Source organism: Microcoleus sp. AT3-D2 (assembly GCF_036705715.1).
In the GTDB taxonomy this organism is placed as follows: Bacteria; Cyanobacteriota; Cyanobacteriia; order Cyanobacteriales; family Microcoleaceae; genus Microcoleus.
Genome location: NZ_JAUBVE010000109.1, coordinates 1 through 15,947, shown reverse-complemented (window position 1 = coordinate 15,947; position 15,947 = coordinate 1). Strand labels below are relative to the sequence as shown.

Annotated in this window: 12 protein-coding genes and 2 pseudogenes; 5 read left to right on the top strand and 9 right to left on the bottom strand. The window is 45.4% G+C overall.

From position 1 onward, the window contains the following. Nucleotides 1–25: 25 nt before the first annotated feature. The 4 genes from QUB44_RS28660 to QUB44_RS28645 all read right to left on the bottom strand — a co-directional run bounded on the left by QUB44_RS28660 (nucleotide 26) and on the right by QUB44_RS28645 (nucleotide 5,202). The gene (locus QUB44_RS28660; RefSeq protein WP_333372800.1) at nucleotides 26–1,042 is read right to left on the bottom strand and encodes a hypothetical protein; all 1,017 of its coding nucleotides are present in this window, start codon (nucleotides 1,040–1,042) and stop codon (nucleotides 26–28) included. 412 nt (nucleotides 1,043–1,454) lie between these two features. Continuing rightward, nucleotides 1,455–2,867, bottom strand: coding sequence for a cytochrome c biogenesis protein (locus tag QUB44_RS28655; protein ID WP_333372797.1), 1,413 nt, complete (start codon nucleotides 2,865–2,867; stop codon nucleotides 1,455–1,457). Nucleotides 2,868–3,172: 305 nt separating this feature from the next. Next, the gene (locus tag QUB44_RS28650; RefSeq protein WP_333233091.1) at nucleotides 3,173–3,904 is read right to left on the bottom strand and encodes a cytochrome c biogenesis protein CcdA; all 732 of its coding nucleotides are present in this window, start codon (nucleotides 3,902–3,904) and stop codon (nucleotides 3,173–3,175) included. 581 nt (nucleotides 3,905–4,485) lie between these two features. Continuing rightward, nucleotides 4,486–5,202 carry a pentapeptide repeat-containing protein gene (locus QUB44_RS28645; RefSeq protein WP_333372794.1) on the bottom strand — a complete coding sequence of 239 codons (717 nt, stop codon included), beginning with the start codon at nucleotides 5,200–5,202 and terminating at the stop codon, nucleotides 4,486–4,488. A gap of 582 nt (nucleotides 5,203–5,784) precedes the next feature. Between QUB44_RS28645 and QUB44_RS28640 the strand changes: the two genes are divergently transcribed. Further along, on the top strand, nucleotides 5,785–6,495 hold the full coding sequence (locus QUB44_RS28640) for a tetratricopeptide repeat protein (protein WP_333372791.1): 711 nt from the start codon (nucleotides 5,785–5,787) through the stop codon (nucleotides 6,493–6,495). Between the two features lie 102 nt (nucleotides 6,496–6,597). Here the strand turns inward: QUB44_RS28640 and QUB44_RS28635 are convergent, their stop codons facing one another. Further along, on the bottom strand, nucleotides 6,598–7,935 hold the full coding sequence (locus QUB44_RS28635; protein WP_333372788.1) for a peptidylprolyl isomerase: 1,338 nt from the start codon (nucleotides 7,933–7,935) through the stop codon (nucleotides 6,598–6,600). Between the two features lie 119 nt (nucleotides 7,936–8,054). Here QUB44_RS28635 and QUB44_RS28630 point away from each other — a divergent pair, with 119 nt between their 5' ends. Further along, complete coding sequence (locus QUB44_RS28630; protein WP_333372786.1) at nucleotides 8,055–8,606, top strand: peroxiredoxin; 552 nt, start codon at nucleotides 8,055–8,057, stop codon at nucleotides 8,604–8,606. A gap of 152 nt (nucleotides 8,607–8,758) precedes the next feature. Here QUB44_RS28630 and QUB44_RS28625 read toward each other — a convergent pair whose 3' ends face one another. Beyond that, a complete protein-coding gene (locus tag QUB44_RS28625; RefSeq protein ID WP_333372783.1) occupies nucleotides 8,759–9,142 on the bottom strand; it encodes a phosphate-starvation-inducible PsiE family protein in 384 nt (127 codons plus the stop codon). 537 nt (nucleotides 9,143–9,679) lie between these two features. Here QUB44_RS28625 and QUB44_RS28620 point away from each other — a divergent pair. Then, nucleotides 9,680–10,282, top strand: a complete 603-nt coding sequence (locus QUB44_RS28620) for a superoxide dismutase (RefSeq protein WP_333372780.1) — start codon at nucleotides 9,680–9,682, stop codon at nucleotides 10,280–10,282. A 415-nt stretch (nucleotides 10,283–10,697) separates the two neighbouring features. On the opposite strand, the gene QUB44_RS31300 is transcribed toward QUB44_RS28620, so the two are convergent. From QUB44_RS31300 to QUB44_RS31290, 3 genes are read right to left on the bottom strand one after another with little or no spacing between them, the layout of a single operon-like run. Next, complete coding sequence (locus QUB44_RS31300) at nucleotides 10,698–11,936, bottom strand: GNAT family N-acetyltransferase (RefSeq protein WP_445299935.1); 1,239 nt, start codon at nucleotides 11,934–11,936, stop codon at nucleotides 10,698–10,700. Next, the gene (locus tag QUB44_RS31295) at nucleotides 11,933–12,949 is read right to left on the bottom strand and encodes an acetate--CoA ligase family protein (RefSeq protein ID WP_445299934.1); all 1,017 of its coding nucleotides are present in this window, start codon (nucleotides 12,947–12,949) and stop codon (nucleotides 11,933–11,935) included. The genes QUB44_RS31300 and QUB44_RS31295 overlap by 4 nt, the downstream gene beginning before the upstream one ends. Next, the gene (locus QUB44_RS31290) at nucleotides 12,840–13,442 is read right to left on the bottom strand and encodes a CoA-binding protein (protein WP_445299933.1); all 603 of its coding nucleotides are present in this window, start codon (nucleotides 13,440–13,442) and stop codon (nucleotides 12,840–12,842) included. Before QUB44_RS31290 ends, QUB44_RS31295 begins: the two co-directional genes overlap by 110 nt. Nucleotides 13,443–13,928: 486 nt before the next feature. On the opposite strand from QUB44_RS31290, the pseudogene QUB44_RS28610 reads away from it, so the two are divergent. Next, nucleotides 13,929–14,936, top strand: a pseudogene (locus tag QUB44_RS28610) (pyruvate formate lyase family protein); the annotation flags it as partial. A 248-nt stretch (nucleotides 14,937–15,184) separates the two neighbouring features. Further along, a pseudogene (locus QUB44_RS28605) lies at nucleotides 15,185–15,871 on the top strand (aldehyde dehydrogenase family protein); the annotation flags it as partial. Nucleotides 15,872–15,947: the final 76 nt, after the last annotated feature.

The following is a 15,947-nucleotide window of genomic DNA, read 5'->3' as shown; positions in this document are numbered from 1 at the left end:
ATCCTTGCTCTTCGCTGTGCTTATCTCAACGGTCAACTTTCAATTTGATGTATTTGCCAAACTGAGATGCACCCGATAAAAACTTGCTCATCTTGGCAGCTTCTTCTTGATTTTTCCAGCCCGTCAGACCGCTGTAAATCCCGACAGTTGCTAATACTCCCAGTCCAACAGGAGCAGCAAACGTTAGTAATGAGTAGTACCCTGCACTGACAACAATACCCGTTGAACTCCCTACCAAGCCTCCAATCAAAGGAATGCTGTGGATAGTTGTCCAAATACTAGCCGGCGCAAATACTGAGGTCGCAACTGCTGAAGCGCCAACACCAGCCAAAGCCCCTACAGTTGCACCCGTCCCTACTGCAAAAGCACCTTTTGTCCAATCTTGCCCCTTATTTTGCTTTAATAAGTCGGCACTTATACCTTCATACTCTGCCACTGAATTTTTACCAACATATAAATTAAATCCTTCTAATTCACGATCGATATAGCTTTGATAAGATTTATCACTAAAGTTGATGCCACGCTTACAGCGCTCTTCATAAATTTTCTGGCTGGCCTCGTTAATAGTAGATTTAACTTTCTTCCAGGATTGCCCAAAAATATCTTTTAAATCTTTAATATCGGTTTCTATGTCATTTAATCCAGCAAAACCTTTTCCTCTTAGTCGCTCTAAGTAATAGCCTTTATTCATGGCAAAAATCATATCTAAAAGTGCCAGTGCCACCACAAGAGCAATAGCGCCAGCAATGGGACTGGTAATAGCACCGATCAGGGGTACACCCGTCCAAGGTATAACGGAATAAGCCATGAAAGTCACAATGCTACTAATTACCAGTAGTCCAACAGTAATAATTTTTCGCTCTTTGGCAGATGAGTCAATATCTGAATACAAAATTTTGAGGAGGCGAATATATGAGGGAATTTTGGCAATGCGAGTCAGAGCGAAGTTGATAACAGGAGCCAGTACAGGAATCAAAAGAGCGAAAAGCGCACTGAGTACAGGTAAAACTGTTTGAATGACAAAAGGAACGATAATTGGCATAAAAAAATACCAGGATAAGTTGATCCATAGTTATTGAGTTTTTTTAAATTTAAATAACTATTGGTAGATGATATCTCTTGTTGTGAAGATTTACAATTGTATAGTCACTGACTTTTATTAAAAATTACCTGATTAGCAGTACCATAATTTACGTAAATTCACTTATTTTCCGATATAAAATCTATTGCATTCGTGTCACCAACCAGGCTCAAACCCATAATGAAGGTCGCTTGTAGTCGAGTCTCTATCTCCCTAAATCCCCTTAAAAAGGGAGTAGAGCGTGACTTTGAATGCTCTTCCCCCTTTTTAAGGGGGGCTAGGAGAGATCGAGGGGCTTGTGACTCAGACAGAAGACTGATACTACCTTTTACCTGGTTGTTGACATCAATGGTGGGCAATGCCCACCATAAAATTAATTTTGATTCGCTAGAGAAGTCGGCGCTATTTCGCTCTTTTCTTCCTCTTTTTTCGATTCTGCCAACTTGTCCAAAATCTCCACAACTTCTCTCTCAAAAGTCACCTGAGCGCGATTAGTGCGCCCGCCGACGTATAGTTTGCCGTTGGTTTCCAAAGCCCAAATCTGCGAGTGAGACAGATAGCTCATCAGCACGCTGAGCATCAGCAACCCGAAGCCCGTATAAACGATCGGAATGCCCGGATCAGCTTTAATTTGCAATCCCGTACTTCCTACAACTTCGTCAATTGTCAGCATGACTCCGTTAACTTCTACCGCTGTGCCGGCGCGAACTGTAGTTAACAATTTGCCATCCGTACCGTACACTAACATCGTTCCTTGCAAATCTTTTGCTAGCAGAGAAACTCCCGCACTCAAATCTGGTTTTGTCGGAATCCAAGCACCCCAAATTCTGCCTTTACCTTGGGTGTCTAGCTGAGCCATTGGCAATTGTAAAACCGGGCTTTTGTTGAGGCGAACTCGCACGGCGGCTATTGCCCAATCTGCTTGATAAAAAGTGACTCCCCGGTATCTGAGGGGCTCGTTAACGTGAATGGTTTTGCGATCGACCTCTTGGCCTGTTTTGTCCAAAACTGACAGATCAGAGTAAAATTGGTCGATCGCACCGCTCGGACTGTAATCGATCCAGAACCGATTAACTCGCATCGACCAATCCTTCGGTATTTGCGGCCTCGCCCAAGGCCCTGCATCCAGGATATTCTGCACCTGAAATGTTTCGCCGCTGGGAACCATTTCTTGACCTAGAAATCCCGTCATCGCGCCCCACATCGACCCAGCTAAAATAATTAGCATACTGGCGTGAACAATAATCGGGCCGATTTTGCCAATTATTCCCTTGCGGGCATAAACTTTTTCGCCTTCTCGAAATATGCGGTAGTTTTTTTGCTGCAAAAGTGGTTCTAATGAAGTTAAAGCAACTGTTTCTAATTCAGCACTGAGAGCTAATTTTTCAAACTGCTTTGGTTCCTCATAAAATTTCCAGCGGCGGGCGGCTTTTAATGCGGGAAATTGTCGGGTAAATGTACAAGCTGTTAAGCTGCTGCCGAACAAAATTAGAATTGACAAAAACCACCAAGTGCGGTATACGTGGTCTAGTCCTGCAATTAGCACAACTTTCCAAGTTAAGAAGCCGAACAAAGCGGGGTGTTCTGGATAGTTAGATTGGTAAAAGGGTACTGATTGACCTTGTTCGATGACGGTGCCGGAAATGCTGAAAAATGCGATCGCCAGTAGCAAGATAATTGCCAGCCGCAAATCTGCTAGCACCGGCAAGATTTCTCGCTTGAAAAACTTTTGAGGGGCCGTCGCCCAGTTTGAGAGTTTTGATAGAAATACTTCTTTTGATGTCATTGGTAATTATGAAGGAAGTTCGGCAATGGATTTTGTAACGGATGGAAGGAAGTTCTGCAACGGATTTTGTAACGGATGTAACGGATGGAAGAAGGGAGAAGGAAGAGAAACGAGGGAAAAAAAAGATGAACAAAATATTATTATTTTTATTGAAAAAGTCTCAATCAATTTTGAAGTCTTTCTCTTTTCTTTCTTCCTTCCTTCGTGTTCTTCGCGTCTTCGCGGTTCGTTAAAAAAACTTAATTCACGCATTCAGTAGAGATTACTATATCTTTAAATAAAGACTGAAGTCCTTACTACTAAACTTAAGCGGGAAGGATGCGGGAAAGCAGAGAGAAAACGCCAAATCCTACTAGCAAAACGCCGCTAACAGGCGTAATCCAACTCGACCACCGACGTAATTCTAACAACTTTTTAATGCTAGCAGTGAAAGTACCTGCTATAATCAGCGGAGCGACGTAGCCAGCAGCGTAAAACAGCAGCAACACACCACCTAAAACTGTATCTCCCGTTTTGGAAACCCAAGCTAAGAGTGTAGCTAAAACCGGAGTGCTACAGGGAGACGCTACTAAACCAAAAGTTAAGCCCAATAAGTACGATCGCACGCCCGCCGGCAAATCTTTCGGCACCCACCCCACAGCGTCGAAAGACGGCATTTGTAAGGGTAAAGCTTCGAGTAAATTCAGCCCCATTAGAATAGCAATAATGCTGACAAGAATCGGCAAACCCAGACCAATTTTGCCGTAAACTTGTCCGGCAAATGATGCTACAATACCCAAACCCGCAAGGGTGGTGGCTAATCCCAGGGAAAACCACGCAGACTGGGCTGCGGCTTGCAGGCGACTTTTTGCTTCGTATCCACCGATGTAGCCGATCGTGATCGGCAACATTGAAAGCATACAGGGCGTTAAGCTCGTTAGCAACCCTGCCAGAAAGATGACTCCGACGCTGACTAAACTGAGGTTTGTCAGTTGAGTATTTACTAAATTATTAGCAAATTGTGCGAGTTCGTAAAGTTGAGTTTGCAGGGTTTCCATCAGTCGATTTTAGATTTTTTTTAGATTTTAGATTGACTCACAGCTCATCGATTTTAGATTTTTTTTAGATTTTAGATTGACTCACAGCCCATCGATTTTAGATTTTAGATTGACTCACAGCCCATCGATTTTAGATTTTAGAGAGGCTCTACAGATGAATCTGGGAGCTTAAACTAAATATCTAATATTTTTGCTCTTGACGACTCTTGGCGGGGGCTTGTATCTCTAGGCACGTGACTTCAGGTTCGGGGCTATTCTGGCTTTGTTGAAAATTGTAACAGATGCGCGCAGGTTCGGTTTGAGATTTAAGATTTTAGCGATATTTACTGGTTGGGAGTTAAAAGGTCGATCGCACCCTGGTTTAAATTGATATCTTGACAGCATCCTCAACAGGCTGTTGGCAACGGGCGCAGCTTGGGAGTTAAAAGGTCGATCGCACCCTGGTTTAAATTGACATCTTGACAGCATCCTCAACAAGCTGTTGGCAAAGGGCGCAGCCTATTGCACCAGATAATTCATTGACTGCGAAATCGGCCCTAAAGCCTGTTGTTGAAATTATTCAAGCACACTTTAATTTTACTCTACTGTAAATTAAAGCCACTTTCTTCATTAATAGACCCGTCCGGCATTATTGCCCCTGCCAGTACCGCACCTCTGAGATTTGCGCCAGTTAAAATAGCGCCTTCTAAATTAGCATTGCTCAAATTTGTGACTTGTTTGGAACCTCGGAAAAAGAAGCTGTGCAAGTCAGCACCTGTTAAATTAGTGTCGGCCAAATTAGCATATTGCAAGTCAGCACCGTGCAGCGTCGCATCCGTTAAATTAGCTTCGGTGAGATTGCTTCCCCAAAGTCGAGAATCTAAGACATTAGCATCTTGTAAATTGGCGTGGCTCAGATTTGCCAAAGTCAGATTAGCATCCCACAACTTCGTACCGTTGAAATTAGCTTCTGTCAAATTCGCTCGACTGAGATCCGTACCTAAAATATCAGCATTTGCTAAATTAGCGCCACTGAGATCTGCGTCAGAAAGATCCGCATTTTTTAAGTTAGCACCGGACAAATTAGCACCGGACAAATTAGCGCCGGACAAATTGGCTTCTTGGAGATTAGCTCCCCGCAAATCGACAGTGCTCAAATCGCATTGCTTCCACAGAAAGCTGACGCACCAATTATCTTTTAATAGGTGACTCACATCCTCCCCATTCGCGGCCATAACAGGAGGAGTTAAGTAGAGAGTGAACAGGACGATCGCCAACACAGCAGCGAAGAAAGTTTTCAACCTCATAACTCTTTTCATTGACACTTATTTGCGCCATAAATTATTGATGTCTAATCAAAGCATAGCAAATAATCGGCAACTTTCCTCAGCAAGATTACTCAAAAATATTAGTGTAGTGAAAGGTTAATCAGGGTTGACGCAGGCACAAACTTAACTCAGCCAGTCTTAGACGCACTTTGAGCTAGAAACCCGGTTGATTCACAGATGCCTCGCTGCCAAACTAATATTTTCCCTAAAAACCTCGTATAAGATAACCGCAAATTTGATCGGGATTTGGCTGTGCAATATCGCTACAAAGTAATACTTGCTGCCGACAGTTGCGATCGATCCCCCAGGGGCCTACCTGCAAACAATCCCGTCAATATGGGAAGAAAGAAACCGCCCAGATAGCCTGAAAAGCTTATATTTAAAGGGTTGTAGACGCATTTTTGCACAATTGCGATCGGCATCACTAACTAAGCCCAACTTTCATCACACAACTCAAGCCCCAGCATCACCTAATCGCATCAAACTTATCACGTTCCTGAGACTACGGATATCACTGTTAGTAGCTGAAGTATGGAGGAAAATAAGAGCATACAGTTGAACACCACTCCTCCCATGCCTACTATCCCCCTTCTCCCAAGCCAATTAGTTGTCACAACTATTTTCAATTCGATCGAATCTTTGGGATTCACTAATATTGCCGGCGTATTTTCGGGGGAGCAAGCTGAATCCCGACAAGAGGCAAATTTAAAAGTTAGTACCAAAAAGTTTTACACTCAGGGTTTAAAAAATCTCGAACAACAAGACTTGCACGGCGCTATTAAAAATTTTACTGCTACAATTAACATTAATCCACAATTCGCGTCAGCTTACAACGATCGCGGTGTGGCACGCTACAAATTAGGCTACAAGCAATCGGCGATCGAAGATTTAACTACAGCCATCGAACTCAATCCTTACCGAGCCAAGTATTACAGCAATCGGGGGTTTATGCTGACTCGTTTAAAAGATTATACTGCGGCGATCGCCGATTACAACTCGGCACTCCTGCTCAACCCTAATGTAGCTCAATCTTATTTTAACCGAGGTGCTATCCGCCTGCAAATGGAGAATTCCCTAGCAGCGCTAGCTGATTTTGAGTCAGCAATTCGCCTTGATAACGATTTTGCTAAAGCTTACTTCAACCGAGGAGTAACTAGATATAAACTGAGAGAGGTTCAGGGAGCATTTGAGGATTTCCAGAAGGCGGCCGAGCTTTTTAAGCAGCAGGGGAGAATGGATTCTTATCAAGAGGCAGTTTCTCAAATTACAAAGCTATGGTGTTAGTTGAATTTGGTAATTATCAATTGGCAATTGCCAATTGATAATCAGGTAATGTGTACCGAAGAGCACCCTACACCTATAATTATTGCCTCAGTCTTGTTAGAGTTAGCCAATACTCAAGGCGGCGTCTCTGGAAGGCAAGTTATCGGCAACGACAGCAGTAGAAAAGTTAATTGTAAAAGCAGCATTTTGAACTGCTGCGGGGGTGGCATTTTGAACTACAGCCAAAGTACCTCCTCCAAATTGAATGAGTGTGTTGCTGCCTGATTGCGTGAATGAGGTGTTGGATAAACCGCTGGTCAAGCCAATACGATCGCCATCTTCCGGCCTAAAATCAAGAATTATATCGCTCGACCCATTCAACTCCAGATTTTCACCCGTAACCAGAACAAACGTATCAGTACCACCACCGCCGGTGAGAGTATCACTGCCAATATCGCCAAGTAAAATATCGTTACCATCGCCCCCGATTAAAACATCGTTTCCTCTGCCGCCTCGCAAAAAGTCGTTACCAGCATCACCATTGAGATTATCGTCGCCAAGATTTCCGTTGATAATATCGTTGCCCACACCGCCACTAATGGAGTCGTTACCTTTGCCACCTCGCAAAAAGTCGTCGCCTGCTTCGCCGGTGAGGGTATCGTTGCCTTGGCTCCCATTAATTGCATCATCCGTCGCTGAACCGAGGATGCGATCGTTTGCGCTACCTCCCACTACACCGCTGGGATTTTGCTGAGAGTCTTGGGTAGTGACTTGATAGTTGTTGGGGGTGTTTGGCAATCTGAGCGCTCGCAAAGATAGATTTACGAAATTCGTACTATTAATTAAATCGTTGAGTACATTAACATCGGTAATGATGCTAGAAACCCGACTGGGAACAATTCCTTGAACGACTTTTGCAGTCGAAATGCGATCGCCCTGCTGCACCGCATTTACCGTTTCAAAACCTCCAATAACGTTGCCAAAAACAGCATAACTACCGTCCAAAAATGGCAACTCATCCAAAGCAAAATAAAACTGCGAAGAAGCCGAATCCAAAGCATTAGAACGAGCCATTGCCACAGCCCCTCGATTATGCTGCAACTGCGGCGTCTGGGTTACAATTTGGTTGTAAACAGGTTGCGCGGCCCCTTGCGGCTTGATTTCCAAAGGAATAAAACGCGCCTGATTGGTATCCGGGTCAATAAAAGTACCCGCTCCCAATTGACTGGCTGGAATTGTAGAATCTCTGCTGCGCGGATCGCCTCCTTGCACCACAAAAGGCTCTGGCTGGCGCTCAACTCGGTGAAACATCACCCCGTCGTAAATGCCGCGTTCAACTAAGTCAACAAAATTTCCCCCAGTAATCGGGGCATTAGTGCCGTCTACTTCGATTATAACGGGTTGACCGTTAATTACCTGGACTACTATAGCTTTGCCTGTTAACGGGAGTGCAGCGCTCATGGGTAAATTGCTATTTGAGTGAGTGATCTTTGGGTTTTAGAAGCAATCCGCGAATTGCCCTTACCCATTTAATCAGAAAACTGTAAACTTGTCTTAAGTACAGTTCTACTTCTAAATTTATGATGTCCCGTCGCAAGTTTTTTAGCACTTTATTGGCAATTTGTCTAGTTGTTCTAAGTTTCAATTTTGCCGCACCTGCATTGGCCCTCGGTGGCAAGCTTCCTCCGATAAATCAAGCAGCACCGGATTTTAGTTTGCCGACAAACAGTGGCGACGGACAAGTGTCCCTGTCCGATTATCGCGGTAAGTGGCTGGTAGTCTATTTCTATCCGAAAGACTTTACATCGGGTTGTACGATCGAAGCGCGGAGATTTCAGGAAGACTTGCCGAAATACTTGGCAAAGAATACTCAAATTATCGGTATAAGCGCTGATGATGTCAATTCCCATGCGGAATTTTGCGATTCGGAAGGTTTGAAATTTCCGCTGTTAGCTGATACCGACGGTAAAGTGAGTAAAGCTTACGGTTCTTGGATGAGTTTTATCTCGGCGCGGCACAGTTTTATTATTGACCCTGAAGGCATTTTGCGGGAAACTTTTGTGAAGATTAATCCGGCGATTCATTCTAAAGAAGTGTTGGCTCGTTTGGGGGAATTGCAGGCTAACGGGTAATACCATTTTAGATTTTAGATTTTAATAATTGGGCATGGCTGATGAAGCTTGTATTTGTAGTGAGGACTAAAATCCTCTGTATTTTCAGAGGATTTTAGTCCTCACTACAAACGTTGTAAATCTAAAATCTAAAATCGGCTGTGCCGCCATTCTCAGTGAGAATTAAACTTGCTATTGACTGCCACAGGCTCCGAAGAAGATTCAGGCTCTGAAAATTTTCTATTTCTGCTAGCAAGGCGGCGTTCCGGGTCAATTCCCTCGAAAGTTGGCGGCAACCAAACTCGGACTACCAACAACACTCCCAAAACCAGCAAAAATGCGCCTGTTGATAATATTTGAACCCAGGGAGTTTCCAGCACTCCCCGCACTATCACTTCTCGCAAAACTGATACAATACAAACTTCCACAGCTACGCCTATCGAAACTCTTAGTTCTTGCAAGTAAATAATTAGCAACCGAAATAATTCCACTAAAACTAATAGAAATAAAATATCAGCGGTGACTTGCTGGAAATTCAAAGCAGGTAGCAGCGACAAGAACATTTCTCGCAGTTATAGCACCATGAAACAAAACAAACTAATATATAGGGAAATTACGATTAAGTCTTGGACTGTTTACAGAGCGGTGACGATTAATTGCAGATTAAACCATTGAGGGGGGTTAGTGGACGAGTTGTTTAAACGCTTTTCCCTTGACAGCTCCTGCAACTTGTTTGACTTTCTTACAGCTTAATTGAACTTAGGTTAATCTTTGATAATTTACAGGTTTAATCTCTTTATCAGTCTCATAAAATTTCGATCTGTTGACAATTTCACACACACTTTTATTTGCATCCCAGGTGGCTTGACATTTAGTGATAGTTTATGCTAACTGAAGCCTGCAATAAGTAGCTTTGATATCTAAAAAATAGAAGTCTGAATGCTGAAATGCCGCAACTGCTATAAAATATGAAAATTGTAAAAAATTATTTACCAGAGCTTGATAAACTCAAGCTAGGGACTCTCGGCTTTAATCATACAAAAGCCGCAAAGTTAACCCAAAAACCAAAAGTAATCCAGAGAGGATTGAACACAATGGCATTTGAACTTGCACCATTACCCTTCGCCGCTGACGCCCTAGAACCAGCTCATATGTCGGCCAACACGTTTTCGTTCCACCACGACAAGCACCACGCTGCTTACGTGACCAATCTCAACAAACTGATTGAAGGAACGGAAATGGCGAGCAAATCCCTTGAAGAAATTGTCAAGGCATCTGCTAAAGACCCCTCCAAAGCCGGCATTTTCAACAATGCAGGTCAAGTTTGGAACCACAATTTTTTCTGGAATTCCCTCAAACCGGGCGGCGGCGGCACTCCGACAGGAGCTTTAGCTGACAAAATCAACGCTGACTTCGGTAGCTTCGACAAATTCAAAGAAGAATTCAAGACTGCTGCGACAACTCAGTTCGGTAGTGGCTGGGCTTGGCTGGTTGTGGACAACGGCACTTTGAAAGTCACCAAAACTGCTAACGCTGATACCCCGGTAGCACACGGCCAAACTCCTTTGCTGACTTTGGATGTGTGGGAACACGCTTATTATTTGGATTTCCAAAACCGCCGTCCCGACTACATTACTAATTTCTTGGATAATTTGGCTAACTGGGATTTCGCAGCAGCAAATTTGGCTGCGGCTTAGTAGCATCTTAGTTTGAGGACTAAAGTCCTCATATCATGTCCGATCGATTAACCATAATATCCCGGTCGGGGCGGGTTTTTGAGATTGCCCATTGGTGGCAGGTATTGTTGGTGAACCCGCCCCTACAAAAATCACGGTTGCTCGACCGGACATGATATCACTACAAACCGATAAAGTTTGTAGTGAGGACTAAAGTTGTGATGAATGAGAATTATATTGATTCCGGCTGTACCGTCTGTGATTGTTGACTGTTGACTGTTGACTGTTGACTGTTGACTGTTGACTCGGTGTCAAAAAACTGAAAATGGCGCGCTTATTTGTTGGCAGCTTGATTCAATTTTATCAGGACGATGAAGCGGTGATTTGATATCATTCCGGGGCACCCGGAATTGATATTATTTAACCAAACTTGCTATTAGCAGACAAAAACAGCTTTCAACATTCCTTCGCCTCGGTCTGGTTGGAGTTCAAATCCTAGTTTTTTACAGAGGCTCTGCATCTTGTAGTTGCTATTGAGAATGTAGCCAACGATCGCCTCTAATTTCTCTTCCTGACCAATTTGCAGCAGCCGCCTCAATAATTCTGTTCCCAAACCGCGCTGCTGATAGCTATCGCTAACGATCAGGGCAAATTCGGCTTGGTTTGTCCCGTGGAGTTTGCTCAGACGCGCTACTCCCAAAATCCGGTGTTCTGAGGTTTCTGGGTCTTGACGATCGGCTACTAACACCATTTCGCGATCGTAGTCAATAAAACAAATCCGGGTCAAACGTTCGTGAGCTATGCGGTGCTTTAACTTTACCATGTGAGCGTAGCGCAAATACACGCTCTCTTCGGAAAGTTCTTGGTGGAACAGCACCATTAGCGGCTCATCTTCTGGGCGAATCGGACGGATGGTGATGGGATGATCGCCGTCCGTTGACCATTTGTGAACGTATTGCGTAGGATAGGGGCGAATCGCGGGTGAAATGGGGTTTTCTGTTGTCTTGAGAACAACGCGGGCATCAAGAGCGATCGCACCTTCAGGAGAAACCAACAGCGGATTAATATCAATCTCGGAAATTTGAGGTTGCTCTACAATCAGTTGACTGAAACGAACTAATAACTGTTCGAGTTTTACCAGGTCAATTGCCGATCGACCGCGCACTCCTTGCAAAGCTTTATAGATGCGCGTTTGCTCCATCATCCGCCGCGCTAGGGTGGTATTTAAAGGCGGAAGTGCTAGCGATCGATCTTGAAAGACTTCCACTAATTGTCCGCCGGAACCAAACAGCATCACCGGCCCAAATTGTGGGTCGATACTGCTACCCAAAATTAGTTCATAGCCTTCCAAATTCACCATCGGCTGCACGGTTACGCCGAGAAACGCTGCCGGATCGATCGCCCGTACCCGCTGGGCGATCGCCTCAAAGGCACTAATTACAGCGTTAGCATCGCCTAAATTTAGTTGGACGCCCCCCACATCGGTTTTGTGAGTAATCGTCTCAGAATGCAGTTTTAGCACCACTGGATAACCGAGGCGATCGGCAATTTCTACAGCCTCGCGATCGCTGGTGGCTATCGATGTGGCGATGGTGGGAATCCCGTAAGCTGCCAGCAACTGCTTCGATTCGTATTCTGTTAACAGACGGCGATCGCTTTTGCGTGCAGAAGTCACAATATTTGCTGCCGCCGACCGATCTGGACTCCAGAGATCGGAATCAGCCGAGAGAGAAGGCGGAAGGCGGAAGGCGTTTCGTAGATAGCGCGCAGGTTGTATGTGTACCGCCACATATAGTTGAATAACCTGACGGCGGTATCGGGATAGGGGAAAGTCGGAATATTTGCCTGATTGAGAATTTGGGTTCCCGCTGACACTTCCACACCGCCCATCCAGCTTGCTAATAAGGGCTTTCCGAGTTTGCTGTAAGATTTGAGTTTTTCTGCGGTTTGGGTGGGATTTGTCATCGCTTGTGGCGTCAGGATGACCAGCAATCCGTCACTATTGGGATCGGGAGCGGCCACTTCTAGAGTTTTGGCGTAACGATCGCTACTAGCATCGCCCAAAATATTGATCGGGTTGTGATGACTCCACTGAGGCGGCAAAAACTCATCAAGCTGCTGCACCGTCTCCGGTGCCAGATCTGCCAGGGCACCGCCGTCGCTAATTAAGGCATCAGTGGCGATCGCCCCTGGGCCTCCTGCATTGGTGACGATCGATAGGCGGTTGCCCTGCGGTCGCGGTTGCTTGGCCAGAATTTCTGCCATGTCGAACAAATCGGAAATCGTATGTACCCGCAACGCGCCACAGCGGCGGAAAGCAGCGTTAAGCACGTCATCGCTGCCGGTCAAAGCTCCCGTATGGGAAGCGGCGGCTTGGGCGGCGGCGGCGGTACGTCCTACCTTGAGAACGATGATCGGTTTGTCGATCGCCACTGGGCGGGCGGCGGACAGGAACGAACGAGCATCACCCATAGATTCCATGTACAAAACGATACTGTGGGTATGAGGATCGTCCCCGAAATACTCGATCAGATCGCCCCAACCGACATCGAGCATAGAGCCGATCGACACAAAGGCGCTAAAACCGACATTTTCTCCCAAACTCCAGTCTAGGATCGAAGTAAAGAGGGCGCCGCTTTGACTGATGAAGGCGACACGGACGGGCGATCGTACCTGCAAAAGTAGCATTGAGCCCAAGCACAGGATTCATCACGCCGAGGCAATTTGGGCCGATAATCCGCATTCCGCCCAGACGCGCTTGGGCGATAACTTGCTGTTCTAAAGCCTCCCCAGCAGCACCAATCTCTTTAAAGCCAGCAGAAACAATAATTGCTCCTTTCACCCCAGCAGCGATACATTCGCGGATCACTTGCGGCACCCCTGCAGCAGGCGTAGCAATCACCGCCAGATCCACTCTTTCCGGGACGCTAGCAATGTCAGGATAAGACTTGAGCCCCAAGACGCTGCGGCGCTGCGGATTCACTGGAAAAACTGTTCCGCCAAACGGATTCCGAATCAAGTTCCAAAGGAGAGTACGTCCGACGCTTCCTTCTCTCTCTGTTGCGCCGATTACAGCCACGGAGCGAGGCCCAAAAATCCGATCAAGCGGATGACGCTGTTCTTTCCAAATATCGTGAGCCGGATTGCTCGCAGTGCTTTGATTTCTTGAATTTATCTGCATAATACCTACTTCAATTAATCAGCAATTAATATTGCTCTGCTTTCGATAACAATTCTCGAATCAAATCCGAACTATAGCGGTTCTCAAGCGTGGTGAGGTATGCCCTATGCCCTATGCACATCGGGTACCTCATGTTACTGAAAAAGGCTATATTTTTCTGCTATTTTTCTGCTTTTTATTCCTCTTTTGGCCTTCGCAGTTCGCGACCAAAAATCTCATTGCGGGTTTCCGATCGACCCGCCATTAAACAACATTTTTGTTGTCAAAGTGTTAGTTCGGAATCCCATTTTGTCAGAGCTTCCTCACAAATTCCAGAGGTTGTTCTGCATACTATCTATCTTAATTCTTCCCACCGAATTAGCAAGTCAAGTTTTGTAAGAAAGAGCGAACAGGCTATTTAAAATATTGAGATTAAATATATAGTAGATATAGCGGTCCCAGAAGAAAAGATCGATCGCTAATAAAAGATTGAGGTGAAAGCAAGCTATGTTTGCAGAATGGCACGGCTTTACTGAAGGCAACTGGACAAAGGAAGTCAACGTCAGAGACTTCATCCAAAAGAATTACACCCCCTACGAAGGGAATGCAGAATTTCTCACAGCACCAACAGAAAAAACCCAGCAGCTTTGGCACCAAGTCCTGGAACTAATGAAGCAAGAGCGCGAAAAAGGTGTATTGGATGTTGATACAAAAGTTCCCACATCCATCACCGCTCATGCAGCAGGATACATCGATCGCGACTTAGAACAAATAGTAGGTTTGCAAACAGATCGACCTTTGAAACGCGCGATTATGCCGTTTGGCGGAATTCGCGTTGTCAAGGCAGGTTTAGAAGCTTACGGCTATCAGCTCGATCGGCAAACAGAAGAAATATTTACGCAATATCGTAAAACTCATAACGATGGTGTATTTGATGTTTACACGCGCTCGATGCGTCTGGCGAGACGTTCTGGTATCATCACAGGTTTGCCAGATGCCTATGGACGCGGGCGCATCATCGGTGACTATCGGCGCGTTGCTTTGTACGGTGTCGATCGCCTGATTGATGATAAAAAAACACAGCAAGAATCACTCGAACTAGACGCGATGGACGAGGCAGCAATTCGTTTGCGCGAAGAGTTATCCGAGCAAATTCGGGCATTGTTTGAGTTAAAAGAAATGGCTGCTAGCTACGGCTTTGATATTGGCCGTCCGGCGGCAAACGCACGAGAAGCTGTCCAGTGGGTGTATTTTGGCTACTTGGGAGCAGTGAAAGAACAAAACGGGGCAGCGATGTCTCTCGGGCGCGTATCGACGTTGTTTTTAGACATTTATTTCGAGCGCGATTTGCAAAGTGGCGCGAGTTCCGAAGTGGAATTGCAAGAACTGATCGACCATTTTGTAATGAAACTCCGCATGGTACGGTTTTTGCGAACTCCCGACTATAACGCTCTGTTTTCTGGCGATCCAACTTGGGTAACAGAGGCGATCGGCGGTACAAGCAATGACGGTAGAACATTCTCAAAGATACACCTCCAGCTTCACCGGATCTCGTGCAAAAAACAGTTGAGATTTTTCGCAGTCGTGGGGTAAATGCGATCGGAGCAAGCGGTCTATAATTAATTAAAATACCTCGTGAAAAATCACAAACAATCTTGAAATTATTTGCGTCTATCTGCGTTAATCTGCGGTTAATCTGCGGATCCCATCCCCTCACAAACTTAGGCAATAATTATCTCAAAAAATCCATGAGGAGAAAAGACATGAAAGTTACCAATGTAGATGAATTAGAACTGCTCATTAAAAAAGTAAAAGCAGCCCAAGCTGAATTTGCCACCTACACTCAAGAATAGGTCGATCGCATACTCAAGCAAGCAGCTTTAGCCGCTAATGCCGCCCGCATTCCCTTAGCCAAAGCAGCAGTCAAAGAATCGGGAATGGGAGTCATCGAAGATAAGGCAATCAAAAATCATTTTGCCTCGGAAATGATTTACAACAAATACAAAAACGACAAGACTTGCGGTATCATCGAGTCCGATCGGCATTTTGGCTACGAACGCATTGCCGAACCCGTGGGAGTGCTGGCGGGAATCGTTCCTGTAACTAACCCGACTTCCACCACAATCTTTAAATCTTTAATCGTGCTCAAGACGAGAAATGGCATTATATTTTCGCCCCATCCCCGCGCCAAATCCTGCACGGCTGCGGCGGCAAAAATCATCTTCGATGCTGCTGTAGCAGCAGGAGCACCACCGGATATTATTGGGTGGATTGATGAGCCAACTGTGCCGCTTTCCCAAGCTTTGATGCAGCACCCCGATATCAAACTAATTTTGGCAACTGGCGGGCCGGGAATGGTAAAAGCTGCCTACTCTTCAGGACATCCCTCCCTCGGTGTCGGCGCGGGAAATACTCCCGCCATCATCGATGAAACCGCCCACATCCAAATGCAGGGCTATTTCATTCTAAACAGCTTCTTCAAAACGTCTAGACCATAGCCCGCGAGCCGTTGTGCCTGTGCCATAT

Excerpts from the sequence above, each read along its gene's own strand:
- QUB44_RS28660 (WP_333372800.1), bottom strand. The coding sequence starts at position 1,042 with ATGCCAATTATCGTTCCTTTTGTCATTCAAACAGTTTTACCTGTACTC.
- QUB44_RS28655 (WP_333372797.1), bottom strand. The coding sequence starts at position 2,867 with ATGACATCAAAAGAAGTATTTCTATCAAAACTCTCAAACTGGGCGACG.
- QUB44_RS28650 (WP_333233091.1), bottom strand. The coding sequence starts at position 3,904 with ATGGAAACCCTGCAAACTCAACTTTACGAACTCGCACAATTTGCTAAT.
- QUB44_RS28645 (WP_333372794.1), bottom strand. The coding sequence starts at position 5,202 with ATGAAAAGAGTTATGAGGTTGAAAACTTTCTTCGCTGCTGTGTTGGCG.
- QUB44_RS28640 (WP_333372791.1), top strand. The coding sequence starts at position 5,785 with ATGCCTACTATCCCCCTTCTCCCAAGCCAATTAGTTGTCACAACTATT.
- QUB44_RS28635 (WP_333372788.1), bottom strand. The coding sequence starts at position 7,935 with ATGAGCGCTGCACTCCCGTTAACAGGCAAAGCTATAGTAGTCCAGGTA.
- QUB44_RS28630 (WP_333372786.1), top strand. The coding sequence starts at position 8,055 with ATGATGTCCCGTCGCAAGTTTTTTAGCACTTTATTGGCAATTTGTCTA.
- QUB44_RS28620 (WP_333372780.1), top strand. The coding sequence starts at position 9,680 with ATGGCATTTGAACTTGCACCATTACCCTTCGCCGCTGACGCCCTAGAA.
- QUB44_RS31295 (WP_445299934.1), bottom strand. The coding sequence starts at position 12,949 with ATGCTACTTTTGCAGGTACGATCGCCCGTCCGTGTCGCCTTCATCAGT.
- QUB44_RS31290 (WP_445299933.1), bottom strand. The coding sequence starts at position 13,442 with ATGCAGATAAATTCAAGAAATCAAAGCACTGCGAGCAATCCGGCTCAC.